The sequence below is a fragment of the Variovorax multivorans genome (genome assembly GCF_051216835.1).
Classification (GTDB): Bacteria; Pseudomonadota; Gammaproteobacteria; order Burkholderiales; family Burkholderiaceae_C; genus Variovorax.
Window position 1 is genome coordinate 353,826 of the sequence record NZ_JBPJZL010000003.1, and the last position, 24,949, is coordinate 378,774.

Annotated in this window: 25 protein-coding genes; 12 read left to right on the plus strand and 13 right to left on the minus strand. The window is 68.2% G+C overall.

Going from position 1 to position 24,949, the window contains the following annotated elements:
• Positions 1-62 precede the first annotated feature (62 nt).
• From ACSFCA_RS08710 to ACSFCA_RS08740, 7 genes are all read left to right on the plus strand, one after another.
• On the plus strand, positions 63-1,013 hold the full coding sequence (locus tag ACSFCA_RS08710) for an ABC transporter permease (RefSeq protein ID WP_435459240.1): 951 nt from the start codon (positions 63-65) through the stop codon (positions 1,011-1,013).
• A complete protein-coding gene (locus ACSFCA_RS08715) occupies positions 1,010-1,885 on the plus strand; it encodes an ABC transporter permease (protein WP_435459239.1) in 876 nt (291 codons plus the stop codon). The genes ACSFCA_RS08710 and ACSFCA_RS08715 overlap by 4 nt, the downstream gene beginning before the upstream one ends.
• A gap of 5 nt (positions 1,886-1,890) precedes the next feature.
• A complete protein-coding gene (locus tag ACSFCA_RS08720; RefSeq protein WP_435459238.1) occupies positions 1,891-2,880 on the plus strand; it encodes an ABC transporter ATP-binding protein in 990 nt (329 codons plus the stop codon).
• Positions 2,877-3,704, plus strand: a complete 828-nt coding sequence (locus ACSFCA_RS08725; RefSeq protein WP_435459237.1) for an ATP-binding cassette domain-containing protein — start codon at positions 2,877-2,879, stop codon at positions 3,702-3,704. The genes ACSFCA_RS08720 and ACSFCA_RS08725 overlap by 4 nt, the downstream gene beginning before the upstream one ends.
• Before the next feature lie 115 nt (positions 3,705-3,819).
• Positions 3,820-5,313 (plus strand): ABC transporter substrate-binding protein, encoded by a 1,494-nt coding sequence (locus ACSFCA_RS08730; protein ID WP_435459236.1) that lies wholly within the window; start codon positions 3,820-3,822, stop codon positions 5,311-5,313.
• 228 nt (positions 5,314-5,541) lie between these two features.
• Positions 5,542-7,029 (plus strand): ABC transporter substrate-binding protein, encoded by a 1,488-nt coding sequence (locus tag ACSFCA_RS08735; RefSeq protein WP_435459235.1) that lies wholly within the window; start codon positions 5,542-5,544, stop codon positions 7,027-7,029.
• Complete coding sequence (locus ACSFCA_RS08740; RefSeq protein WP_435459234.1) at positions 7,020-8,414, plus strand: amidase; 1,395 nt, start codon at positions 7,020-7,022, stop codon at positions 8,412-8,414. The genes ACSFCA_RS08735 and ACSFCA_RS08740 overlap by 10 nt, the downstream gene beginning before the upstream one ends.
• Positions 8,415-8,690: 276 nt before the next feature.
• Here the strand turns inward: ACSFCA_RS08740 and ACSFCA_RS08745 are convergent, their stop codons facing one another.
• Both ACSFCA_RS08745 and ACSFCA_RS08750 read right to left on the minus strand, forming a co-directional pair.
• Positions 8,691-9,317: a YitT family protein gene (locus ACSFCA_RS08745; protein ID WP_093059890.1), complete on the minus strand. Its 627-nt coding sequence runs from the start codon at positions 9,315-9,317 to the stop codon at positions 8,691-8,693.
• 41 nt (positions 9,318-9,358) lie between these two features.
• On the minus strand, positions 9,359-10,219 hold the full coding sequence (locus ACSFCA_RS08750; RefSeq protein WP_258353067.1) for a LysR family transcriptional regulator: 861 nt from the start codon (positions 10,217-10,219) through the stop codon (positions 9,359-9,361).
• A 111-nt stretch (positions 10,220-10,330) separates the two neighbouring features.
• Between ACSFCA_RS08750 and ACSFCA_RS08755 the strand changes: the two genes are divergently transcribed.
• The 3 genes from ACSFCA_RS08755 to ACSFCA_RS08765 all read left to right on the plus strand — a co-directional run bounded on the left by ACSFCA_RS08755 (position 10,331) and on the right by ACSFCA_RS08765 (position 13,861).
• Positions 10,331-10,729: a tautomerase family protein gene (locus ACSFCA_RS08755; protein ID WP_093059894.1), complete on the plus strand. Its 399-nt coding sequence runs from the start codon at positions 10,331-10,333 to the stop codon at positions 10,727-10,729.
• 39 nt (positions 10,730-10,768) lie between these two features.
• Positions 10,769-12,127: a tetratricopeptide repeat protein gene (locus ACSFCA_RS08760; protein ID WP_435459233.1), complete on the plus strand. Its 1,359-nt coding sequence runs from the start codon at positions 10,769-10,771 to the stop codon at positions 12,125-12,127.
• A 138-nt stretch (positions 12,128-12,265) separates the two neighbouring features.
• Positions 12,266-13,861 (plus strand): N-acyl-D-amino-acid deacylase family protein, encoded by a 1,596-nt coding sequence (locus ACSFCA_RS08765; RefSeq protein ID WP_435459232.1) that lies wholly within the window; start codon positions 12,266-12,268, stop codon positions 13,859-13,861.
• A 16-nt stretch (positions 13,862-13,877) separates the two neighbouring features.
• Here the strand turns inward: ACSFCA_RS08765 and ACSFCA_RS08770 are convergent, their stop codons facing one another.
• Positions 13,878-14,576: a histidine phosphatase family protein gene (locus ACSFCA_RS08770; RefSeq protein WP_435459231.1), complete on the minus strand. Its 699-nt coding sequence runs from the start codon at positions 14,574-14,576 to the stop codon at positions 13,878-13,880.
• 76 nt (positions 14,577-14,652) lie between these two features.
• Complete coding sequence (locus ACSFCA_RS08775; protein ID WP_093177570.1) at positions 14,653-15,234, minus strand: Yip1 family protein; 582 nt, start codon at positions 15,232-15,234, stop codon at positions 14,653-14,655.
• Positions 15,235-15,359: 125 nt separating this feature from the next.
• Between ACSFCA_RS08775 and ACSFCA_RS08780 the strand changes: the two genes are divergently transcribed.
• Positions 15,360-16,073 carry an alpha/beta fold hydrolase gene (locus ACSFCA_RS08780; RefSeq protein WP_435459230.1) on the plus strand — a complete coding sequence of 238 codons (714 nt, stop codon included), beginning with the start codon at positions 15,360-15,362 and terminating at the stop codon, positions 16,071-16,073.
• A gap of 24 nt (positions 16,074-16,097) precedes the next feature.
• Here the strand turns inward: ACSFCA_RS08780 and pcp are convergent, their stop codons facing one another.
• Genes pcp through ACSFCA_RS08815 form a run of 7 tightly spaced genes read right to left on the minus strand, consistent with a single transcriptional unit; the run spans position 16,098 to position 21,096 of the window.
• Positions 16,098-16,760: a pyroglutamyl-peptidase I gene (gene pcp, locus ACSFCA_RS08785; protein WP_435459229.1), complete on the minus strand. Its 663-nt coding sequence runs from the start codon at positions 16,758-16,760 to the stop codon at positions 16,098-16,100.
• Positions 16,761-16,791: 31 nt separating this feature from the next.
• Complete coding sequence (pxpA, locus tag ACSFCA_RS08790; protein WP_435459228.1) at positions 16,792-17,532, minus strand: 5-oxoprolinase subunit PxpA; 741 nt, start codon at positions 17,530-17,532, stop codon at positions 16,792-16,794.
• 34 nt (positions 17,533-17,566) lie between these two features.
• Positions 17,567-18,565 (minus strand): 5-oxoprolinase subunit C family protein, encoded by a 999-nt coding sequence (locus ACSFCA_RS08795; RefSeq protein ID WP_435459227.1) that lies wholly within the window; start codon positions 18,563-18,565, stop codon positions 17,567-17,569.
• Positions 18,562-19,224 carry a 5-oxoprolinase subunit PxpB gene (gene pxpB / locus ACSFCA_RS08800; RefSeq protein ID WP_258353057.1) on the minus strand — a complete coding sequence of 221 codons (663 nt, stop codon included), beginning with the start codon at positions 19,222-19,224 and terminating at the stop codon, positions 18,562-18,564. Before pxpB ends, ACSFCA_RS08795 begins: the two co-directional genes overlap by 4 nt.
• Positions 19,225-19,230: 6 nt before the next feature.
• Complete coding sequence (gene coaD, locus ACSFCA_RS08805) at positions 19,231-19,734, minus strand: pantetheine-phosphate adenylyltransferase (RefSeq protein WP_081269908.1); 504 nt, start codon at positions 19,732-19,734, stop codon at positions 19,231-19,233.
• Between the two features lie 43 nt (positions 19,735-19,777).
• Positions 19,778-20,428 carry an RsmD family RNA methyltransferase gene (locus tag ACSFCA_RS08810; RefSeq protein ID WP_435459226.1) on the minus strand — a complete coding sequence of 217 codons (651 nt, stop codon included), beginning with the start codon at positions 20,426-20,428 and terminating at the stop codon, positions 19,778-19,780.
• Positions 20,429-20,460: 32 nt separating this feature from the next.
• Positions 20,461-21,096, minus strand: coding sequence for a LysE/ArgO family amino acid transporter (locus ACSFCA_RS08815; RefSeq protein WP_258353055.1), 636 nt, complete (start codon positions 21,094-21,096; stop codon positions 20,461-20,463).
• A gap of 75 nt (positions 21,097-21,171) precedes the next feature.
• Here ACSFCA_RS08815 and ACSFCA_RS08820 point away from each other — a divergent pair, with 75 nt between their 5' ends.
• On the plus strand, positions 21,172-22,089 hold the full coding sequence (locus ACSFCA_RS08820; protein ID WP_435459225.1) for a LysR family transcriptional regulator ArgP: 918 nt from the start codon (positions 21,172-21,174) through the stop codon (positions 22,087-22,089).
• Positions 22,090-22,096: 7 nt separating this feature from the next.
• Here the strand turns inward: ACSFCA_RS08820 and ACSFCA_RS08825 are convergent, their stop codons facing one another.
• Both ACSFCA_RS08825 and ACSFCA_RS08830 read right to left on the minus strand, forming a co-directional pair.
• Positions 22,097-23,473 carry a M16 family metallopeptidase gene (locus tag ACSFCA_RS08825; RefSeq protein WP_435459224.1) on the minus strand — a complete coding sequence of 459 codons (1,377 nt, stop codon included), beginning with the start codon at positions 23,471-23,473 and terminating at the stop codon, positions 22,097-22,099.
• Between the two features lie 17 nt (positions 23,474-23,490).
• Entirely contained in the window at positions 23,491-24,930 is a 1,440-nt protein-coding gene (locus ACSFCA_RS08830; RefSeq protein WP_435459223.1) for a M16 family metallopeptidase, read from the minus strand.
• Between the last annotated feature and the right edge of the window lie 19 nt (positions 24,931-24,949).

Here is a 24,949-nt window from a genome sequence, read left to right on the forward strand (position 1 = left end):
ATGACAAAGGCCACATTCAGGGCACACTTGTTGCAGGAGTCAGTTATGCTGCGCCCCGCCCCATGAGTCTGTTTCTATTCAAGCGCCTCGCCACGCTGATCGGCACGTTGATCGGCGCCTCGATCATCGTTTTCCTCGTCCTCGAGATCCTGCCAGGCAACGCCGCGCAGATGTTGATGGGGCCGGACGCATCGCCCGAAGCCGTCGCGGCGCTTGCCACCAAGCTCGGCCTAGACCAGCCCGCATGGACCCGCTACTGGCACTGGATCGGCGGCCTGCTCACCGGCAACCTCGGCGACAGCTACGCCTACAGCTCACCGGTGCTCGACCTGATCCTGGAGCGCCTCGCGCTCACCGTGCCGCTGGCCATGCTGGCGATGGCCCTCACCGTCGTGATTGCGCTGCTCGTCGGCGTCACGGCCGCGGCCCGCCACAACAAGCTCGGCGACGTCGGCCTGATGGGCATGGCCCAGGTCGGCATCGCGATTCCGAATTTTTGGTTCGCCATCCTGCTGATCCTCGTGTTCTCGGTGCAGCTGCAGTGGTTCTCAGCAGGTGGCTTCGAGGGCTGGAGCGAAGGCATCTTCTCGGGCATCAAGTCGCTGCTGCTGCCCGCGCTGTCGCTCGCCGTTGTCCAAGCCGCGATCCTCGCGCGCATCACCCGCTCGGCCGTACTCGAAGTGATGCGCGAAGACTTCGTGCGCACCGCCCGCGCCAAGGGCGTGTCGCAGCGCATGGTGCTGTGGACCCACGTGCTGCGCAACGCCATGATCCCCGTCATCACGGTCATGGGCATGCAGTTCTCCGAGCTGCTGGCCGGCACCATCGTGGTGGAGAACGTGTTCTACCTGCCGGGCCTGGGCCGGCTGATCTTCCAGGCCATCAGCAACCGCGACCTGATCGTGGTGCGCAACTGCGTGATGCTGCTGGCGGCCATGGTGGTCATCGTGAACTTCGTGGTCGACGTGCTGTATGCCGTGATCGATCCGCGCATCAAGGCCAGCGACATATGAACGCGATCACAGCTCCGAGCGCTGCTGCGCTCAAGGTGCCAGGCTTCTGGCGCCGCGCATTGCATCACCGCAGCTTCGTGCTGGGCGGCGCGCTGACGCTGCTCCTGCTGCTCGCCGCCGGCGTTTCGCTGGTCTGGACGCCCTGGTCGCCCTACGACATGGACATGGCCAACAAGCTGAAGCCGCCGACAGGCGCGCACTGGCTGGGCACCGACACCTACGGGCGCGACGTGGCTTCTCTGCTGCTGGTCGGCGCGCGCGCGTCGATCCTCGTGGGCGTGATCGCGGTCGGCATCGGCCTCCTGGTCGGCACCGCACTGGGCCTGCTGGCGGCGGCAAAACGCGGCTGGGTCGAGGAAGCCATCATGCGGCTCACCGACTTCTCGCTCGCTTTCCCTGCGATCCTCTCGGCCATCATGATGACCGCCGTATTCGGCGCGGGCATCGTCAACGCGATCATCGCGATCGGCATCTACAACATCCCGACCTTCGCGCGCATCACGCGCGCCTCGGCCAACGCGATCTGGTCGCGTGAGTACGTGGCCGCCGCGCGCGCCTGCGGCAAGGGCCCGTTCGCGATCACGATGCAGCACGTGCTGCCGAACATCTCGGCCGTGCTGATCGTGCAGATCACAATCCGCTTCGCCATCGCCATCCTGGCCGAGGCCGCCCTCTCCTACCTGGGCCTGGGCACGCAGCCGCCGCAACCCTCGTGGGGCCGCATGCTCAGCGAGGCGCAGACGATGATGTTCCAGTCACCCCTGCTCGCGGTGTTCCCCGGCATGGCCATCGCGCTCGCGGTGCTCGGCCTGAACCTGCTCGGCGACGGGCTGCGCGACCTGCTCGATCCGCGCCTGGCGCGGGCGAGGTAAGCAAGATGCCCCTGCTCGAAGTCAAAGACCTGCACATCGAACTGCAGACGCAGCGCGGCCCCGCCGAGGCCGTGCGCGGCATCGGCTTCACGCTCGAGCGCGGCGAAACGCTGGGTATCGTCGGCGAATCGGGCTGTGGCAAGTCGATCACCGTGATGTCGCTTATGGGCCTCCTGCCCTCGACCGCGAAGGTCACGGGCAGCATCCGCTTCGACGACACCGAGCTCATCGGCCGCGACGAGAAAGCCATGTGCCAGATCCGCGGCAACCGCATCGGCATGATCTTCCAGGAGCCGATGACGGCACTGAACCCGGTGCACACCATCGCGCGCCAGGTCGGCGAACCGCTGCGGCTGCACCGCGGCCTCTCGAAGGCCGACGCGCGCAAGGAAGTGCTTGCGCTGCTCGACCGCGTGGGCATTCCCGACGCGGCCTCGCGCCTCGACGCCTATCCGCACCAGTTCTCGGGTGGCCAACGCCAGCGCATCGGCATCGCGATGGCGCTGGCCTGCGGGCCCGACCTGCTGATTGCCGACGAGCCGACGACGGCGCTCGACGTCACCATCCAGAAGCAGATCCTCGAACTAATCCAGAGCCTCGTGGCCGAGCGCGGCATGGCGCTGATCCTGATCTCGCATGACCTCGGCGTGATCGCGCAGACGGTCTCGAAGATGCTCGTGATGTACGGCGGCAGCGTGGTCGAGAGCGGCCCGACCGAGGCGGTGTTCGCACGCCGCGCCCATCCCTACACGCAGGGCCTGTTCGCCGCACGCCCCGCCATCGGTGCACCGCGTGGCCTGCGGCTGGCCACCATCAAGGGCAGCGTGCCCGAGCTGGTCGACCTGCCGAAGGGCTGCCCGTTCGCGGGCCGGTGCAGCTACACCATCGATGCCTGCAAGACCACCCGGCCACTAGCCACGATGCTGCCGCAGGACCACGCGGTGCGTTGCATCCGGCTCGAAGAAATAGCCACGGAAGGGGCCATCGCACCGTGAGCGCGACCACCACTTCACCGCTGCTGCAGGTCACCGATCTCGTACGCCACTACGCGCTGCCGCGCGAAAAGCTCTTCGGCCCGCCGCCCACCGTGAAGGCGCTCAACGGCGTGAGCTTCGAGGTGCAGGCCGGCAAGAGCGTGGGCATCGTCGGTGAATCGGGTTCGGGCAAGTCGACCATCGCGCGCCTCGTGATGGCGCTCGACACGCCCACCTCGGGCACCGTCTCGCTCGAAGGCCGCAATCTGCACACGCTGTCGAAGGCCGAACTGCGCACCGCGCGGCGCGACTTCCAGATGGTGTTCCAGGACCCCTACGGCTCGCTCGATCCGCGCCAGACCGTGGCGCGCATCGTCGCCGAACCGCTCGAAGCGCTGGCCGAGACCAGCCGCGCCGTGCAGCGCGAACGCGCTTCCGAAGCATTGGCAGCGGTCGGCCTGCGCACCACCGACATGGACAAGTACCCGCACGAGTTCTCGGGCGGGCAACGGCAACGCATCGCCATCGCGCGCGCGCTCATCACGCGCCCCAAGCTCATCGTCGCCGACGAGCCGGTGAGTGCGCTCGACGTATCCGTGCAGGCCCAGGTGCTCAACCTCATGCAGGACCTGCAGCAGCAGTTCGGCATCAGCTACCTGCTCATCAGCCACGACCTTGCGGTGGTCAACCACCTGTGCGACGAAGTCTGCGTGGTGTGGAAAGGCAAGATCGTCGAGCAGGGTCCGCCCGCCGAGCTCTTCCATCACGCGCAGCACGAGTACACGCGCACGCTGCTCGATGCGGTGCCGCGCACACCCACGGGCGGCACGCTGCTGCCGGCCTGACTGACACCGAAGCGTCGCCCACAGTCTCTAGGATGAGTGGGTCATAAGCATCTGGTTGCGCTGGCGCCCTGCTCTCGCGGATGATGCTTGCCCCCTGTTCCGAGGACACCGCTTCATGCTCAAACGACGCACCCTGCTCGCCACCGGCGCCGCAGCCCTGACACCGCTGGCCCTGCCGACCATCGCGCTGGCGCAGAGAAAAAAAGATGCGCTGGTCATCGGCCTCACGCTGGAGCCCACGGGCCTCGACCCCACGGCCAAGGCCGGCGCCGAGATCGCCGAGGTAGTGCTCTACACCGTCTTCGAAACCCTCACCAAGATCAACTCCGACGGCAGCGTCACGCCGCTGCTGGCCGACAGCTGGGAGGTGTCGCCCGACCTGAAGACCGTCACCTTCAAGCTCAAGCGTGGCGTGAAGTTCCAGAACGGCGAGCCCTTCAACGCGCAGACGGTCAAGTTCTCGTTCGACCGCGCGGCCGCGGCCAACAGCACCAACAAGGACAAGCGCACTTTCACCAACATCGCGACGCAGGCGGTCGACGAGCACACGGTGGTGCTCATCACGAAGGAGATCGAGCCCGACCTGCTGTTCCTGCTTGGCCAGGCCTCGGCAATCCAGGTCGAGCCCAAGACCGTAGAGACCAACGCCACCAAGCCGGTCGGCACCGGGCCCTACAGGCTCGACAGCTGGTCCAAGGGCTCGGGCATCGTGCTCGCCAAGTGGGACGGCTGGCGCAATGCCGACACGGTGCAGATCCGCAAGGCCAGCTTCCGCTTCATCTCCGAGCCGGCCGCGCAGACCACAGCGCTGCTCTCGGGCGACATCGATCTGTTTCCGCACGCTTCGGTGTCGCGCAGCCTGCCGCAGTTCCAGAACGACAAGCGCTTCCAGGTGGTGTTCAACGCCTCGCGCGGCAAGACCATCCTGGCCATCAACAACAAGCGCAAGCCGCTGGACGACGTGCGCGTGCGCCGCGCGATTTCCGCGGCCATCGACCGCAAGGCGGTGATCGAAGCCGCCGTCGACGGCCGGGGCGTGCCCATTGGCAGTCACTACGTGCCGGGCGCGCCGGGCTATGTCGACACCACCGGCATCAACCCCTACAACGTCGAAAAGGCCAAGCAGCTGCTGGCCGAGGCCGGCGTGAAGACGCCGCTCGAACTCGAACTCGTGCTTCCGCCCCCTCCCTATGCACGCCAGGGCGGCGAGCTGATCGCTGCGCAGCTCGCCAAGGTGGGCATCGTCGCGAAGATCCAGAACGTCGAGTGGGCGCAATGGATCAGCGGCACCTACGGCAACAAGAACTACGACCTCTCGCTGATCCTGCACGTCGAGCCCTTCGACCTGGTGAACTACACCAAGCCCGAGTACTACTGGGGCTACCAGTCGGCGAAGTTCAACGAGGTCTTCGACAAGGCGCGCAACGCCGCGCGCGCCGCCGACCGCCTGCGCTACCTGGGCGACGCGCAGCGGCTGCTGGCGGAAGACGCGGCCAATGTCTTCCTGTTCCAGCCGCAGTTCATTACCGTGGCGGCGCGCAACCTGCGCGGGCTGTGGAAGGACGCGCCGATCTTCGTGAACGACATCGCGGCCCTGTCCTGGGGCTGATCCGGGCACCCCCTCGTTGCGGGACTCTACGGGAACGTCCCGAGGAAAAACCGCCCCGCGGGCCGCGCGCCGGCTCGCCCGCTGCGAGAGAATGACCGGCTGCGCACGTGGCATCTTTCGTGCTGCGTGTCGTGTCTTTCGCGGCGTCGCGCCTCCCTTCGGGGCATGGCGCACGCCGGAGCAGTCGTCATTCGAACCTGGCTTGTTGTCTATCCGGAGATCACACGTATGTTGAACCGCCGCACCCTTCTCACCACCGCTGGCGCCACCGTTGCGCTGGCCACCCCGCTTGCCGGCATGGCGCAGGGCCGGAAGGACGCCATCGTGATCGGCATGGCGCTCGAACCACCGGGGCTCGATCCGACCACCGGCGCCGCCGCCGCCATCGCCGAGGTGGTGCACTACAACATCCTCGAGACGCTCACCAAGATCAACGCCGACGGCAGCGTCACGCCGCTGCTGGCCGAGAGCTGGGAAATCTCGCCCGACCTGAAGACCTACACCTTCAAGCTCCGCCGCGGCGTGAAGTACCAGAACGGCGAGCCCTTCAACGCGGCCACCGTGAAGTTCTCGTTCGACCGCGCAGGCGGCGAGAAGAGCACCAACAAGGACAAGCGCACCTTCGCCAACCTCGCAACGCAGGTGGTGGACGACTACACCGTCGTCATCATCAACAAGGAGATCGACCCCGACCTGCCCTTCGTGCTGGGCCAGGCCACGGCCGTGATCGTCGAGCCCAAGAGCGCCGATGGCAACGCCACCAAGCCGGTCGGCACCGGCCCCTACAAGCTCGACAGCTGGGCCAAGGGCTCGTCGATCACGCTGAGCAAGTGGGAAGGCTTTCGCAGCCCCGCCACCGCGAAGATCAACAAGGTCACGTTCCGCTTCATCTCCGACACCGCCGCGCAGGCCGCTGCCATGCTCTCGGGCGACGTCGACGTGTTCGCGCGCATCGGCACGCGCGTGGTGCCGCAGTTCAAGGCGAACCCGCAGTTCCAGGTGATCCTGGCCGGCTCGCGCGCCAAGACGATTCTCTCGATCAACAACAAGAAGAAGCCACTCGACGACGTGCGCGTGCGCCGCGCGATTCTTGCCGCCATCGACCGCAAGGCCGTGATCGAAGGCGCGGCCGACGGCTTCGGCGTGCCCATCGGCAGCCACTACGTGCCGGGTGCTGCGGGCTATGTCGACACCACGGGCATCAACCCCTTCGACATCGAGAAGGCCAAGAAGCTGCTGGCCGAAGCCGGCGTGAAGACGCCGCTCGAACTCACCATGACGCTGCCGCCGCCGCCGTACGCGCGCCAGGGCGGCGAGGTGATCGTGGCGCAGCTTGCCAAGATCGGCATCGTTGTGAAGGTGCAGAACGTGGAGTGGGCGCAGTGGCTCAGCGGCACCTACGGCAACAAGGACTACGACCTGTCGATCGTCTCGCACGTGGAGCCCTTCGACCTCGGCAACTACGCCAAGTCGGACTACTACTGGGGCTACCAATCGAAGGCCTTCAACACGCTGTTCGACAAGATCAAGTCCACCGGTAACGCCACCGAGCGCAACAAGCTGCTCGGCGACGCGCAGAAGATGCTGGCCACCGACGCGGCCAACGGCTTCCTGTACCAGCCGCAGTTCCCGACCGTCGCAAAGAAGAACGTCAAGGGCATCTGGAAGGACAACCCGATCTTCGTGAACGACCTGTCGGCGCTGTCGTGGGGTTGAACGACCTGTCCGCACAGGAGCTTGCCGCGGCCTACCGCGATCGCAAGCTCTCGCCGGTGGAGGTGACGCAGGCCGTGATCGCGCAGATCGAGCGCTGGGAGCCGCACCTGCAGGCCACCTGGCTCTTCAGGCCCGAAGCCGCGCTCGAACAGGCGCGCGCTTCGGAAGCACGATGGCAGCGCGGCGATGCGCTCGGCCCGCTCGACGGCGTACCGACCACCATCAAGGAAAATATCGCGACACGCGGTGACCCGATGCCGGCCGGCACCGCCGCCGTCGACCTGAAGCCCGCGGCTGCCGATGCGCCGCCAGCCGCACGCTTGAAAGAAGCCGGCGCGGTGATCGTGAGCAAGACGACGATGCCGGACTACGGCATGTTGTCTTCGGGCTTGTCGAGCTTTCACACGCTGGCGCGCAATCCGTGGGACCTGCGCCTGACGCCGGGCGGCTCAAGCGCTGGTGCGGGTGCTGCGGCCGCTGCCGGTTATGGCCCGCTGCACCTGGGCACCGACATCGGCGGCTCGCTGCGCTTGCCCGCGAGTTGGTGCGGCATCTTCACGCTCAAGCCGAGCCTGGGGCGCATTCCGATCGATCCGCCGTACATGGGCCGTGCTGCTGGACCGATGACCCGCACTGTGGGCGACGCAGCATTGGCGATGCAGGCTCTGTCGAAGCCCGATGCGCGCGACAGCATGAACCTGCCGCCGCAAGACATAGCCTGGGCCGGCTTCGACGTGTCGCCCGACCATCTGCGCGGGTTGCGCATCGGGCTGCTGCTCGACGCGGGCTGCGGACTGGCGGTAGAACCTGAAATCCAGACAGCGGTCGAACACGCAGCACGCCTGCTGGAAAAGGCAGGCGCCATCATCGAACCGATGCAGCCTTTCATGTCGCAGGCGTTGCTCGACGGCATGGACCACCTGTGGCGCATGCGCTCGCTGGTGGACATGAAGGGCCTGCGCGCCGACCAACGCTCGAAGGTGCTGCCCTACATCCGCGAATGGGCTGAGAGTGCGGCGGAATTCAGCGGCGAACACGTGTTCCGCAGCTTCAGCCAGTTCCATGCAACGCGCGTAGCGGCAGTGAGTGCCTGCGCGCGTTTCGACTACGTCATCTCACCGGTGTCGCCGAACATGCCGGCGGCGGCCGAGGCGCCCTCGCCCACGAATGACCCGTTGCGGCCACTGGAGCACATCGGGTTCACGGTGCCATTCAACATGTCGGAGCAGCCGGCGGCTTCGGTCAACTGCGGGTACTCGGCGAGTGGATTGCCGATCGGTCTTCAGATTGCGGGGCAGCGCTTCGACGATCTCGGAGTGCTGCGCGTTTCGCGTGCGTTTGAGCAGATTCGGGAGCCGCAGCGGCCCTGGCCTGTTGCGCCTTGACGCTGTTTGGTGCTGTTCGGGGAGCGATCACGCCGACGGCGTACTCTGCTCCGCGAATGTCCCCCGGCCTTCGGCCTCCTCCTTTATTTCGCTGCGCAGAGCACACCATCGACGTGATCGATGGGCGCAGCGGTTAATCGGCTCGCATGAGCGCTGCGCCCATGTGCGAATGGCACCGGGTGCTCCCCGCAGCGAAATAAAGGAGGAGCCGAAGGCGGGGGACATTCGCGGAGGGGAGCACCCGGTGTCATTCGCACGCACCCCGGAACAGCAAGCTCAAGTCGCCGCATACCTTCCAGGCTTGTGGTTGATCCAGAGAAACAGCCCCATAACCACAGCCGCCAGCACCGACCACCCCACACGCTGCGGCGGAATCACGAACAGGGCAAGCAACACCACCGTGCAGTCGATACCGATCTGCACCTTGCCAGCAGGCCAGCCGCGCTTTTCCTGCAGATACAGCGTCAACACGGTCGCACCGCCCAGACTTGCGCGATGGCGGGCAAGGAACAGACAGCCAGTGCCCAGCAGCAAGCCACCGAGCACGGCCGCAAAGGCCGGGTGCAAGGAGTCGATCGACAGGTAGCGCGGCGCCCAATCGGTCATCAGCGAGAGCAAGGCAATCGCAGAGAAAGTCTTGATCGTGAACGCCCGGCCCATGTGGCGCCATGCGAACCAGTAGAACGGCAGGTTGACCAGGAAGAACAGCTTGCCGAAGCTCACGCCGGTGGCGTAGTGCAACAGAAACGCGACGCCGGCCGTGCCGCCCGTGAGCAGGCCCGCCTGGCCGAACAGCATCATGGCGATGGCGACGAACAAGGTGCCCGAAAAGATCGCCTGCGCGTCATCGAAACGGGAATGGCGCAGCCATTCCGGTGGGGTAGTGGGAGGTGGCGCATCCATGGCAGACGTGACGCAAATCCCGCGCCACCCCAGGGCCGGGCTCACACCAGATGGGTCGCCAGCAGCTCCCGGGCCCGGGTGACGAACGCCGTTTCTCCCCTGCGACCGGGCAAGAACTCGAAGGCCACACGTGGCAGCGCCGGCAACCCGTGGGGAGTGGCCAGCCGCGCCACGCCGTCGCTGATGGCCGATTCGTTGAGACAGGCCACGCCCAGCCCCGCAGCCAGCGCTGATTGCAGCCCCGCCACGCCCGAAGCCACGTGCGCCAACGCATAGGGCACCCGCCGGCGCCGCAACAGCGCCACGGTGAACTGATGCAGCGAGCAGGTGTCCGGCAATGCCAGCAGCCGCACCGGCTCGCCGCGCACGAGCCGCATGCCCGCAGCGCCCAGCCACACCAGCGATTCGCGCCGGATCACCGACGCCCGGGGCTGCGCGGCGGAAACCCCGGCGATGTTCATCGCCACCCCCACATCGAAATCTCCCCGCGCATATGCGGCGCGCAGGTCGTCGCTCTTCATGATGCTGACGTGCAGCCGTACCTGCGGATAGCTCTCGCCGAGTCGCCCCAGCAGGCGCGTCAGGTCGCCGGGCCGGAAGTAGTCGGTGACGGCAAGGCGCAGTTCGCCCTGCAGCGTCTCGCCATGCAGGTCGCGAAACGCCTCGTCGCTCAGCGCCAGGATGCGCCGCGCATAGCCCAGCAGCCGCACACCCGCCTCAGTGGGTGAAACGCCCGCCTTGCTGCGCGTGAGCAGCGACTGCCCGGCCCGCTCTTCCAGCTTGCGGATCTGCTCGCTGACCGACGACTGCGAAAGAAAGACGCGCGGCGCGGCGGCCGTCAGGCTGCCTGCGTCGACGACTGCCGCCAGCGTGCGCAACTGCTCCAGGTCAAAGCCTTGCATGACTCATCTATCCGTTATTCCGATGGAATCCATCATATCTTCCCGCTTTTCCGATTGATAGGGAGTTCCCACAATCACCCCATCGATCACTCATTCACCCAGGAGTCCACCATGCCCCACATCGTCGTCCACCTCTCCGGCCAACCCGACGCCGCCCTCACCCGCAAGACAGTCGACACGGTCGCCGAGCTCACCCAGAGCGTGCTCGGCAAGCAATTGCCGGTGATCGCCATCACCGTGCAGTACATCGCCGCCGACGCCTGGTTCATCGGCGGCCAGACGCTGGCCTCTCTCGGCAAGTCGGCGTTCCACCTCGACATCAGCATCACCGACGAGACCAACACCAAGGCCGAGAAGGCGCGCTACCTGCGCGAGGTGCACGCGGCCATGGCGAAGATCCGGCCGGACCTGCACGAGGTGTCGTACATCCACGTGATCGACGCGCGCGGCGCGGCCTACGGCTACGGCGGCAAGACGCAGGAGTACCGCCACCAGCAGGCCGGCGTCTGAGTCGTTGAAGCATCTCCGGGGGCATGGCACCATGCCGCCATGCCCCTCGGAAAACAACTCGCCGACAGCCTCGGCAACCCGCTCACCCTCGACGACCCCGCCAGCCTGCCGTTGGTCGACGACTTCGTCATGGGCTTCATCTCGACCGAGGCCCGCGCGGTCAATCTGATCGCCGTGGCCGACACCGATGCGAGCCCTATCGTGCAGGCCTACTGCGCCACGCTGCACCTGTTCGCCGAATCGCGCGAGGCCGTCGCCAACGCCCGGCCCTTTCTCGACAAAGCCCGCGCCGGCGCCGCACGCGCCACACCGCGCGAGCAGCGCTACATCGCGGCCACCGAGGCCTGGGCCGACGGCGACATCGCCCGCGCCATCTCGCTGCACGCGGAGCAGGCGCGCGAGCATCCGCGCGATCTGGTGTCGGTCAAGCTCGGCCAGTACCACTGCTTCAACACCGGCGACTGCCCCGGCATGCTGCGGCTGGCGCTCGCGGTGCTGCCGCATGCTGCCGACGTGCCCTATGTGCACGGCATGGCGGCCTTCGGCTACGAGCAATGCCATCTGATGCGCGAAGCCGAGGCTAGCGCCCGCCGCGCCATCTCGATGTGCCGTAAGGAGCCTTGGGCGCACCACGCGCTGGCGCATGTGATGCTCACCGAAGGTCGGCTCGCCGAGGGGTTGGCGTTCATGCAGGGCGTGAGCGACACGTGGACCGGGCTCAATTCGTTCATGGTCACGCACAACTGGTGGCACGTGGCCCTGTTCCTGATCGACCTGGGCCGCGACGCCGAGGCGCTTGCGGTGTACGACGAGCATGCATGGGGTGTGGTGAAGGACTACTCGCAGGACCAGATCGGCGCGGTCTCGCTGCTCGCGCGGCTGGAGCTCGCGGGCATCGACGTGGGAGGGCGCTGGGACGACGTGGCGGGCTACCTGCTGCAGCGCCAGGCCGACCACGTGCTGCCCTTTCTCGACCTGCAATACCTCTACGGCCTGGCGCGCGCCGGGCGCCCCGAGGCGGAGGTTCTGCTGCGCAACATAGTGGCCTTCGCGCCGAACGCGCCGGCATCGACGCGCGCGGCATGGCAGCGCGTGTGCGTGCCGGCCGCGCATGGACTGGTGGCGCATGCGCACGGCGATCTCGCGGCAGCCATCGAAGGGCTCGGCACTGCCCTGCCGCGCATGATCGAGATCGGCGGCAGCCACGCGCAGCGCGACCTGTTCGAGCAGGTGTATCTCGATGCGCTGGTGCGCAGCGGCACGGAGGCTTCGCTGTCCGCTGCCCAGGGCATCCTCCAGCAACAGCTCAATGGCCAGCCCGAGTCGCTGCGCCTGCGCCGGCAGACGGCAGCGGTGTACGAGCGCCTCGGCCTCGGGCAGCTTGCGACGCACGCCTGAGCGCATCTGCGAGCACTGCCCGGCAGCCCATGCCTTCAGGTCATGGGGCATGGTGCAAAAGGAATTGGCGATGACCCGGAGGCGGCTCCTAAACTGGCCGCTCCCTATCGACAAGAAGCCTTCAAGGCCCCATCGCCCATGCGCAAGTCTCTCGTCACGCTGGCCGTTCTCTCGGCCCTCGCACCCTTCGCACCCACCCTGCATGCCGCCGACGGAACGCCCGTCGCGCTCGACCTGCTGCTGCGCGGCGGCACCGTCTACACGGGCGACTCCGACACGCCGGTGGTGGGCGATGTCGGCATCGCGGGCGACCGCATCGTGTTCGCGGGCAAGGCGGCGCCAGCGCAGTTCACGGCAAGGCGCGTCATCGACGCCACGGGCATGGTGGTGGCCCCGGGCTTCATCGACGCCCACACGCATGCGGATGCCGACCTGCACTCGAACGATCCGAAGAAGCGGCTGAACATCCCGTTCATCACGCAGGGCGTGACCACCGCGGTAATCGGCAACGACGGCTTCGGCGGCTTCGACATCGCGGCGCAGGCGCAGAAGCTGCGTGCCGCGCCGGTGGGCACCAACGTGGCCATGTACGTGGGCTTCGGCCCGGTGCGCATGAGCGAGCTGGGCGAAGCCAACCGGGCACCGACGCCCGAGCAGCTCGAGGCGATGAAGAAGCGCGTGAGCCAGGGCATGTGCGAAGGCGCCCTTGGCCTTTCGACCGGGCTCTTCTACACGCCGCAGAACTTCTCGAAAACCGAGGAGGTCATCGAGCTCGCGAAGGTGGCGGCGCGGCACGGCGGCCTGTACGACAGCCACATCCGCGACGAGTCCATGTACAACATCGGCCTCAAGGGCTCCATCGACGAGGCGATCCGCATCGGCCACGAGGCGAAGCTGCCGGTGCACGTGGCGCACATCAAGGCGCTGGGCGTCGACGTGCAGGGCCAGAGCGGCGACATCATCAAGCGCATCGAGAAGGAACGCGCGGGCGGGCTGGACATCACGGCCGACCACTATCCGTGGACCGCGTCGAGCACGCGCTTCTCGGCTGCGCTGCTGCCGCCCTGGGCCAACGAGGGTGGCCGTGCAGCGACGCTGCAGCGCTTCGACGACGCCTCCGTGCAGGAGCGCCTGCGCAAGGACATGCGCGAGAACCTGCGGCTGCGCGGCGGCCCCGAGGCCATCCTGTTCTCGGCGGGCAGCACGAAGTACGTGGGCAAGACGCTGGCCGACGTGGCCAAGGCATCGAACGCCGATCCGGTGGAAGTCGCCATCGCGGTGCTGCGCGACGGCGACCTGATGATCGCCTCGTTCAACCAGAGCGACGACGACGTGCGCGCCTTCATGAAGCGGCCGTGGGTCATGACCTCGTCCGACTCGTCGCTGGGCCATCCGCGCGCCTACGGCACCTTCGCGCGCAAGTACGACCAGTACGTGGTGAAGGAGCACACGATCTCGCTGGCGCAGTTCATCCGCAGCAGCTCGTCGCTCACAGCCGACACGCTGGGGCTGAAGCAGCGCGGGCACCTGCGCCCGGGCTACTACGCCGACGTGGTGGTGTTCGATCCGGCACGCTATGCGGCGAAAGCCACCTACACGCAGCCAGCGCTGCTGTCGGAAGGCGTGAGCACGGTGCTGGTGAATGGGCGGCTCGCCGTCGACGGCGGCAAGCCCACGGGCGTTGGCGCCGGCCAGCCGCTGCTGCGCACGCCGAAGGCAGGCAGCTGCGGCTGAGGCCGAGGGCCCTTCCTCAATCCTTGCTCTTCAGGTGCCGCGTCTGGTCGTAGGTAGGCTGCGGCGGCAGGTCGGCCAGGTGCCGCGTGTCGGCCCATTCGACGATCTCGATGTCGTCGGGCCGGGCCGCGTCGGCGATGCGGATGCGGTTGAAGCCCGCATTGGGGATGTCGCTCTGGCGCGGCCCGCTCAGGCTCAAGCCCCTTGCGGTGCGCCACACCATGTCGAGCACGCCGCCATGCGTGACGACGATGAGATGCTGCCCCTTGTGCGCGGCAGCGATGCTGCCCAGCGCCGCGATGATGCGTGTGTGGAACTCGCGCGCCGTCTCTCCTTCGGGCATGGCGTGGTCCTCGCGGAACTCCAGCCACTCTTCCCAGGCGCGCGGATGCAGGCTCTGGATTTCGTCGGAGCGCATGCCTTCGACCACGCCGAAGAACTGCTCGCGCAGCCCCGCAGAAGTGACCACCGGCAGCGACAGCTGCGACGCCGCGGGCGCCGCGGTCTGCTGCGCGCGCATGAGGTCGCTGCTGATGATGTGCTGCACCACCGTCTCTCCAGCCAGCCGCAGGCCGAGGCGGCGGGCCTGCTCGTGGCCGATGTCGTTGAGCGGAACATCCGCATGCCCCTGAAAGCGCAATTCGCGGTTCCAGGCGGTTTCGCCGTGGCGGATGAGGATCAGGTCGGTGGTGGTGTCGGGCTTGGGCGTTGGCATTGCCACCCATTTTCCACCGTGCGCGTGACGCTCGGGCTTTTGCAGCCCGCAAGCTGTTGCTCGACCGCCACCGCGCCTAGAGTCTCACTGGCGACGGCGTAAGCAGCGCCAGCACCCACGCGATGATGAAGCCGCCGACGATGGCGCAGACCACCACCACGGCGGTGTACGCGATGGCCTTGTCGGGTGGGCACTTCATGAGGACTGGCAGGCCGGTGTAGAGCAGGTACACGCCGTACAGCGCCGCCAGCGCGCCAAGGACCGACAGCGAGGGCAGCAGGCTGAAGATGCCGCCGACAAAGGCGGCGGTGCTCGCATAGGCCGACAGCTTGAGCGCGCCGATCTGGCTCCTGGTGCCCTCGAAGGTCGGCGCCATTGCGTCGATGATGAGTGCAAGCACGAACACCATCACCAGCGACAGCACGTAGCCCACGACCATGTTCGCGAGCCCCGAGACGATCGGCACGCGAAAGCTCACGCCGAAGGCGCCGATGCCGATCAGCGACAGGCCGATGAAGCTCGCCACCGCCGGGATCAGCGCGAGGATCATCACGTAATTCTTGTAGAGCGAGGCAGCATCAGCCTGCTCCGAGTCGATCTCGGGCCAGGTGGCCTTGGGCTTGAGCAGGATGGACTGCACGCGTTCAACCAGGTTCATTGAGAGTCCTCGGCATGGGTCTCAAAAGTATGCCGAGGCCGCTTACGGATGGCTGCTGGCCAGGAAGCCTATGCCATGCGCCATGCCGCGACGCCGGTTGCCGCATTCGCGCAAAATCCGTCTCCATGCCCAATCTCATCCTGCTACCCGGCCTCGCTTGCGACGAGCGCATCTGGGAAGCCCAATTGCCCGCCCTTCCCCCCGCCTTCGACGCCCGCGTGAGCGACGTCCAGCGGCACAACGACACCATCGAGGGCATGGCCGCAGCCGTGCTGCGCGACAACGAAGGGCCGCTGATTCTGTGCGGCGCCTCGATGGGCGGCATGGTTGCCATGGAGGCGGCCCGCCAGGCGCCCGGGCGCATTGCCGGGCTCGCGCTGCTCGGCACCAGCGCGCGGCCCGAGACGCCCGACATGTTCACGCTGCGCGAAGGCGCCATCGAATACTTCGAGCGCGGCGAAGTGCGCGACGTGATCGAGCCGAACGTCTACTTCGCCTTCCATCCCACGCAGGCGGCCGACCCGGTGATGGTGCAGCGCTACCTCGACATCGTGCTGGGCGCGGGCGCCGAGCAGCTCATCCGCCAGAACCGCGCGGTGATGCGGCGGCCCGATGCGCGGCTGCACCTCGCGTCGCTGCGCGCGCCGGTGCTGCTGGTGTGCGGCGACGAAGACCGGCTCGCGCCGCCCGAATGCACGAGCGAGATGGCTGCGCTGCTGCCTCAGGCGCAAGTCGTGTGGGTGCCCGCATGCGGCCACATGCTGACGATGGAAAAGCCCGAGCTCGTCAACGCCGCGCTCAACGGCTGGCTGGCGAAGCACTTCCCGGCCGCCGTCTGAACGAGCCGGTGTCGGCCCGCCGCCTCAGTGCAGCTGGCCGCCGGTTTCGGCAACGTCGTGCTTCACCGCGAGCGCGGTGGTCACGGCAATGCGCAAGGCCTTGACCATCGTTTCGAGCGACATGCTCGGCGCGCCCGGAAAGCGCGCCGCCTGCTCGGGCAGGTACGGAATGTGGATGAAGCCGCCGCGCAGCCCCGGCACCGGATGCGTCGCGATGCGGTGCATCAGGCCATAGAAGATGTGGTTGCAGACGAAGGTACCCGCGCTGTTCGACACCGAGGCCGGCACGCCGGCCGCGCGCAGCTCACGCACCATGGCCTTGATCGGCAGCGTCGAGAAATACGCGGCGGGAGCCCCCGGCACCACGGGCACGTCGATGGGCTCGCGGCCCTTGTTGTCGGCCGTGCGGGCGTCGTCGATGTTGATGGCGATGCGCTCCGGCGTGAACTCCGCGCGCCCGCCGGCCTGGCCGATGCACAGCACCAGCTGCGGCTGAAGCTCGTCCATCGCGCGGGCAAGCACATCGATGACCTCACCGAAGACACAGGGCACCTGGCGTGCATGCACCGTCGCGCGGCCGACCTTCCAGCCGTCGAGTGCGCGAACGGCGTCCCACGAGGGATTGACCGTCTCCTGCTCGAAAGGATCGAATCCGGTCAGCAGGACGTTGATGGGCTTTGCTGCCACGGCACGGCCCGTTGCGTGTTCAGGTTGTCCGTCAGGCCATGGCCTGGACGGCAATGCCTTCCTGCTGCAGCCGTTCGCGGATGCGGCGCGCAAAGGCCAGCGCATGGGCGCCGTCGCCATGCAGGCACACGGTCTGCGCGTTGACGGGCACGACGCTGCCGTCGATGGCGGTCACGCGGTGGTCGCGCACCAGCGAGAGCGTCTGCGCGATCGACTGTTCTTCACTCTCGACGAGCGCGCCGGGCTGGCTGCGCGGCACGAGGCTGCCGTCGGGCATGTAGCCGCGATCGGCGAACACTTCTTCGACCGGCGAGAGGCCAGCGCGACGGGCCGCGTCGATCATGTTGCTGCCCGCGAGGCCGAAGAACTTGAGCGAGGGGTCGAAGCGGCGCACCGCCTCGCACAGCGCGTCCGCCAGCTCGGGCTCCTTCACGGCCTGGTTGTAGAGCTGGCCGTGCGCCTTCACGTGCGAGAGCTTGCCGCCCTCGGCCTTCACGATGGCCGCCAGCGCGCCCACCTGGTAGAGCACGTTGGCCACGATCTCGTCGGGCGGCAGGTGCATGGTGCTGCGGCCGAAGTTCTCGCGGTCGGGAAAGCTGGGGTGCGCGCCGATGGCCACGCCGTTTTGCATCGCCCAGCGCACGCACTGCTGCATGGTCTTCGCGTCGCCCGCGTGCCAGCCGCAGGCGATGTTGGCGGAGCTGACGAGTGCGAGCAGGGCTTCGTCGCTGCCGGCGCCTTCGCCGAGATCGGCATTGAGGTCGATTTGCATGGTGGGGCTTCCTTTTCCGCGAGTTCCGCGGAGTCTATGCCGGGCTCGGCCAGCCTGCAGCAGCCAGCCCTTGTGCCACCTGCGACAGGTAGCGCTGCTGGTCGGCCCATGCGGCCAGCGCCTGCGGCTGGTCGACCTGCACGAGGCGCAGCTTGCCATTGAGCGGCGCCTGCGCGAGCTTCCAGAGATCGGCGCGAATGACCACGCCGATGCGCGGATAGCCGCCGGTGGTCTGCGCGTCGCCCATCAGGATGATCGGCTGGCCCGAGGGCGGCACCTGGATCGTGCCGGGGATCACGCCCGACGAGAGCATGTCGCCGCTGCGCTTGCGCTTGAGCTCGGCGCCCGCGAGCCGGCTGCCCATGCGGTTGCTCTGCGGCGTGATGCGCCAGCGCTCGCCCCACAGCTGCTCGCGCGCGGCCAGCGTGAACAGCTCGAATTCGGGGCCGGGCAGCACGCGCAGGGCAATGGCTGCGTCGCCTTCGTCCGGGCCCCAGTCGGGACCGCGCAGGCCGAAGACTCGGCGTTCGCGCTGCGCGGCATTGAGAGGCGATGCGCCCGTCGGCAGTCGGTCACCCTTGCGCAGCGCACGGCCTTCGTGACCGCCGAAGCCGGCCTTGAGGTCGGTGCTGCGCGAGCCGAGGATCTGCGGCGCGTCGATGCCACCCGCCACTGCCAGCCAACTGCGCAGGCCGACCTTCTTCACGCCGGGCGCATTGGCGCCCGCGAGCCTGAGCGTCTGGCCGGCCGCGACCGGCACGCTCCAGCAGGGCCACAACGGCACACCGTCGAGGCTGGCACTGAAGTCGTCGCCGGTGAGGGCGATGCGCGTATCGGCTTCGAACTGCAGCTCGCAGCCGCCCATTGTGAGCTCGAGGCCCGCCGCGCCATCGGCGTTGCCCACGAGCCGGTTGGCCAGCGTGAGCGCCAGCACGTCGAGCGCGCCGCCCGGGCAGATGCCGAGCTGGCGATGGCCGTGCCGGCCCAGGTCCTGCACCGACGCGAGCACGCCGGGTTTGCGGATGACGATCATGTCTGCACGCTCTCTGCGACGAAGCGCACGCGATCACCGGGGCGCAGCAGCGTCGGCGATTCGGCTGCGGGGTCGAACAGCTCGAGCGAGGTGCGGCCGATCAGTTGCCAGCCGCCCGGCGACACCAGCGGATAGATGCCGGTCTGCTCGCCGCCGATGCCGACCGAGCGCGCAGGCACCGCGGTGCGCGGCTCGGCGCGGCGGGGCGTGGCGAGTTCGGGCGCCAGGCCGCCCATGAAGGCGAAGCCCGGCAGGAAGCCCAGCAGGTAGACGATGTACTCACCGGCGCTGTGGCGCCGCACCACCTCGGCCGGCGTGAGGCCGGTGTGGGCCGCGACATCGGCCAGGTCGGGCCCGTGCTCGCCGCCATAGGACACCGGAATCTCGACCAACCGGCCCGCAACGCCACCAGTCGGCAGCTTCGGCCATGCCTCGAGAACGTACGCAGTGAGCGCGTCGAGATCGATCGCGGTCGGGTCGAAGGTGAGCGTGAGGTTGTTCATGCCCGGAAGCGTTTCGCCGACGCCGGGCCACTGGCGGGCGCGCTCCGCAAGGGCCCAGATGCGCTGCTGCTGCGCCAGAGTGGCCGGCGCGGGCAGCTCGCAGAGCAGCGCTGCATCGCCCAGAAGATGCAGCCGGGGCGGCGGGGTGCCGCTCATCGCGGCTTATTCACGGCCGAGGCTGCGGACTTTTGCCGCCAGCTGCTGCTCCACATTGGGAGAAACGAACTTGTGGACCTCGCCGCCGAGCATGGCGATCTCGCGCACGAAGGTGCTGGAGATGAACTGGTACTTGTCGCTGGGTGTCAGGAACACGGTCTCGACATCGGGCATCAGCGAGCGGTTCATGCCCGCGAGCTGGAACTCGTAGTCGAAGTCGGTCACGGCGCGCAGGCCGCGCACCATGGCCTTGCCGCCGCGCGCGACGACAAAGTCGCGCAGCAGGCCCGAGAAGCTCTCGACGGTGACCTGGTCGCTGTAAGGCTTGACGGCCTCGCGGGCCATGTCCATGCGCTCGGACAGCGTGAACAGCGCCTTCTTGTGGTGGCCCGCCGCGACGGCGACGATCACCTTGGAGAAGAGTTGGGTGGCACGGCGCACCACGTCCTCGTGGCCGAGGGTGATGGGGTCGAATGTGCCGGGGTAAACCGCGATGACGTTGCTGGCCATGGTTGCTTCTTCCTCATGCTGCCGGTGCGGCTTGTTCGGCGGATTATGCAGTCCCCTCGGCAGCCAGCCGCAACAGATGGGCGTGCACGGCGCCGGCCTTCAGGTAACGGAATCCGACGAGGCCGAAGGCGGCCAGTTCTTCGTCGCTCCAGCGGCGCGGCGCTTCGAGGTACACCGAGCCGCCCGCACGCAGCGCACGCGCGGCGGCGCGCAGGGCCGGTTCGTAGAGGGCTGTGCTGTCGAAGGGCGGGTCGAGGAACACGGCATCGAGGCTGCCGGCCGCCGCGCGTTCGAGCGCGGTGACCCCATTGCCGCGCTCGATGCGCACAGCCTCGGCGCTCAGCTTGGTCTTGGCGGCCTGGAGCTGCACGACCAGCGCGGCGTCTTGCTCGCAAAGCAGCACGTTCGCCGCGCCGCGCGATGCGGCCTCGAAGCCGAGTGCGCCGGTGCCCGCGAAGGCGTCGATGCACTGCCATCCCGGCAGTTCGCCGCCACCAGCGCCGGCCAGGCTCGCGAGCCAGTTGAACAGGGTTTCGCGCACGCGATCGGGTGTGGGGCGCAGGCCGGGCTTGTCGGCCACGGCGAGGCGGGTGCGCTTCCATTCGCCGCCGACGATGCGCACCTCGCTGGGCTTCGACGGGCGCTTGGGCTTGGGTGCTGCGGGACGGGAGGCGGGGGCGGCTTTCTGGGGCATGCGGCGAGCTTAACGCCGCCGCGTGCCCGCTTTCAGAGCCCTGCAAGCGCTCGCTGTGCCAGCATGGCGGCCAACAGAAGCATGGTGCCCCCAATGAGCGCATCGAGCATCTGCCAGGCGCGCGGACGCGCGAACACCGGTGCAAGCAGCCGCGCGCCGAAGCCCAGCGAGGTGAACCACAGCGCGCTCGCCGTGGCGGCACCCGCCACGAACCAGACTTTGAGCAGCCCCGCGTACTGCGCGCCCGCGCTGCCCACGAGCAGCACCGTGTCGAGGTAGACGTGCGGATTCAGCAGCGTAAAGCCGGCTGCCTGCGCCACCACGGCCACGCGCGACAGCGAAGCGCCCTGCGCCGTGGTCTGCAGAGCGGCGGGCTGCCGCGAGCGCCACAGCGCCTTGAGCCCGTAGCCGCAGAGAAAGGCCGCGCCGAGCCCCGCGAGCACGGTGGCCAGCATCGGCCGTCCTTGCAGCGCCTGCGCCATGCCTGCAACGCCGGCACCAATCAGCACCGCGTCGCTGGCCGCGCAGAACAGCACTACCGCGCCCACATGTTCACGGCGCAATCCCTGGCGCAGCACATAAGCGTTCTGCGCGCCGATGGCGACGATGAGGACCAGGCTCATGAAGAGCCCGTTGGCGAAGGCAGTGGTGACGTGTACGGCTTGCATGCTTCGAGAATGACGCCTGCTCAGGATTAATTCAAACTAAACTTTCTTAATCCAATTCAGTTTTGCTTCATCGCCATGCTCGACTACGCCGCCCTGAACGCCCTTGCCGCCGTCGTACGCGAGGGCAGCTTCGAACGCGCCGCCCGCGCGCTGCATGTCACCCCCTCGGCGGTGTCGCAGCGCATCAGGCAGTTGGAAGAGCGCACCGGCGGAGCGCTGCTGGTGCGCGGGCAGCCCTGCGTCGCAACGGAGGCCGGGCTGCAGCTGTGCCGGCACGTCGAGCGCGTGGGCATGCTGGAGCACGAGCTGCGCGAGGCCCTGCCCGCCCTCGGCATGGGCAGCGGCGAGGCGGGCGGCGAGCGCGTCACGATGCGGGTGGCCGTCAACGCCGACAGCCTTGCGACCTGGTTCGTGGCCGCCGCCGCGGCCTTCGCCACACAGGAACAGGCCGCGCTGCTCGATCTCACGGTGGACGACCAGGACCACACGGCCGAACGGCTGCGCAGCGGCGCGGTGTTCGCGGCGGTCACAGCGCTGGCGCAACCGGTGGCGGGGTGCAACAGCGAGGCGCTGGGCACGATGCATTACGTGGCAGCCGCGAGCCCCGGGTTCGTGCGCGAACATTTCTCCAAGGGCGTGGGCGCGCGCACATTGGCGGAAGCGCCGAGCCTGGTGTTCGACCGCAAGGACCGGCTGCAGACGCGCTGGGTGCGGCGCATCTGCCACCGCAACGTCGAGACGCCGCGGCACTGGATCCCTTCGCCCAACGCTTTTGTCGAGGCGGCGTGCGCGGGCATGGGCTGGGGCATGCATCCGGCCAGCATGGTGGCCGGTGCGATCAGCGAAGGCAGGCTGGTGGAGCTGGTGCCCGGCTCGACGCTGCCGGTGCCGCTCTACTGGCAGCAGGCGCGGGCGGCGCCGCGGCTGCTCGAACGGCTTGGGGCGGCGGTGCGGGCTGCCGCCAGCAGCGGCCCGCACGCCCTGGTGATGTGACTGGCGGTCAGGGCTGCGCCTTGGCGGTCGTCTTGGCTTCCTTGCCGCCCACCACCACCGTCACCATGCGCTCGGGCTGCAGCTTGCGCTGGAAGGCGGCCTTGACGTCGGCTGCCGTGACCGCGTTCATGCGCGCGGTCCAGGTGTCGAGGTAGTCCAGCGGCAGGTCGTGCCAGGCGATGTTGGCGACGTTGCCGATCAGCTTGCGGTTGCTGTCCAGCAGCAGCGGAAAGCCGCCGATCAGGTTGTCCTTCGCGGCCTTCAGTTCGCTGGCGGTCGGGCCTTCGGCCACGAACTTTGCGAGCACTTCGCGCGACATCTTCACGGCCTCTTCGGCCTGGTCGGGCCGGGTCTGGAAGCCGACGCGGAAGGCGCCCGCCTCGAGCCCCGGCGCGAAGCCGCTGTAGATGCTGTAGGTCAGGCCGCGCTTCTCGCGCACTTCGTTCATCAGGCGCGAGACGAAACCTCCGCCACCAAGCACGTAGTTGCCGAGCGTGAGCGCGAAGTGGTCCGGGTCCTTGCGCGGATAGCCGGGCTGGCCGATGAAGACGTGGGCCTGCGCCGAGTCGAAGGAAATGCGCTCGTCCTTGGGCGCGGTGAGCGCGGCTACAGCTGCAACGGCCGGCAGCGGCGTGCACGCCTCGGGGCCGGGCAGGCGCGACAGCAGCGTGGTCGCGATCGTCTCGGCCTCGGCGCGCGTCACGGCGCCCACGATGCTGAGCTTGGCGCGGCACGGCACGATCAGCTGCTGGTAGCGCTGGCGCATGGCAGCGGTGTCGATGCGCGCCAGCGTCTCTTCCGTCACCTCCTGGCCGTAGGGGTGCACGCCGTACACGGCTTGTGCGAACGCGCGGCCCGCAACAGTCGCGGGCTTGGTGTTGGCTTCCTTGATGGCCGCGTTGATGCGTTCGCGCTCGCGCAGCCACACGTCGTCGGGGAAAGCCGGCTCGCCGATCTCGCGCGACGCCAGTGCCACCGCCTTGTTCAGCAACGCAGGGTCGGACAGTGTGCGCAGCGAGTAGCTGGTGCGGTCGGTGCCGGCGCTCACGTCGAAGCTGGCGCCCAGATCGGCCCAGGCTTCGCCCAGGGCGTTCTGGTCGAGTGCCGGTTCGCCGCTCTTGCCGGCGCGCACGCCCTTCTCGACCATGGTCGCGGTGGTGCTGGCCAGGCCAGCCTGTGGTGCGGGGTCGCGGCGGCTGCCGGCGTCGAAGTCGATCTGCACGTCGACGATCGGCAGCGCGTTGGTCGCTACGAGGTAGATTTTTGCGCCGTTGGCCAGCGTCCACTGCTGGATGGGCAGCGCGGCCTGCGCGCTGGTGATGCCCACGATGGCGGTGACGCCTGCGAGCAGGGCGCACTGGGCGATCTTCTTGAGAGTTTTCATGGAACGGGACCTGTCTTTCAGCGCATTTCGCCTGCGGGCGCCGCGAAGCCACGGCCACGGGGCTTGGCTTCGGGCGGCAGGGGGCGCAGCGTGGCGACCGTGAGCTGGTCGTCACCGAAGTATTTGGCGGCCACGGCCTGCACCTGGGCGGCCGTGACGGATTGCAGCCGGGCGACGATGCGCTCGCTGGCATCGAGCGGCAGGCCCTGGACCCAGTTGCTGCCGAGTTCGCGCGCCTGCGCCATCACCGAGTCGCGCTTGTAGGTCTCGCTTGCCACCCACTGGGTCTTGACGCGGGCCAATTCGGCTTCGCCCACGCCGTCCTTGGCGACGCGCGCCAGCTGGGCGCGCAGCGCGGCCTCGACCACCTCGGCGCTCTTGCCGGCGGCTGGTACGCCGTCGAGCACGAAGAGCTGCGGGCCGCGGCCCATGAAGCCCGAATAGGCGCCGGCCGAATCGGCGACGCGATCGGGCCCCTGGGTAAGCGCGCGGTCGAGCCGCGCGCCGGCGTAGCCGTCGAGCACGGCGGACAGCACCACCAGCGCCCAGGCGTCGCTGCTCGCGTCGTCGATGCTGGCGAGCTGCGGCACGCGGAAGGCCAGCGACACATACGCCTGCTCGGCCGGAGCCTTCAGTTCGATTCGGCGGATGCCGCGCTGCGCCGGCTCGGTGCGCGGCTTGCGCGCAGGCACGGCGCTCGAAGGGATGCGGCCGTAGTACTTCTCGGCCATGGCGCGCACCTGGGCCACGTCGACATCGCCGGCCACCACGAGCACGGCGTTGGCGGGCACGTACCAGCGCTTGAAGAAGGCGCGTGCGTCCTCGGGCGTCATCGCGTCGAGGTCGCTCATCCAGCCGACTACGGGGCGGTGGTAGGGAGAGGCGGTGAAGACGGCGGCGTTCTGCTGTTCGCCAAGCAGCGCACGGGGCTGGTCTTCGGTGCGCAGGCGGCGCTCTTCCTTGACCACCTCGATCTCGCGCTTGAACTCGTCGTCGGGCCACTGGTTGTTGGCGAAGCGGTCCGATTCGAGCTTCATCACCTGTTCGAGGCTGCCGACCGGAATCTGCTGGTAGTAGCCGGTGTAGTCGCGGGTGGTGAAGGCGTTTTCCTGGCCGCCGAGGGCCGCCACGCGGCGCGAGAACTCGCCGGGCTTGATGTCCTTGGTGCCCTTGAACATCATGTGTTCGAGCGCATGTGCCACACCGGAGGTGCCGTCGACTTCGTCGATGGAGCCGACGCGGACCCAGACCATCTGCACCGCCGTGGGCGAGCGCCGGTCGGGCTGGACGATCAGCGTCATGCCGTTGGCAAGCGTGAATTGCTGAGGGCCGGGCGCCGCGGCTGCGGCGGCGGAAGATGGATTGCTTTGGGCCTGTGCAGGCATGGCCCATGGCGCCAGAAGCGCCATCGCCAGCACCGCACCAGACGCAGCACGGCGTGGCGGGAGGTGTTTCATAGAATGGGTCGGATTGTAA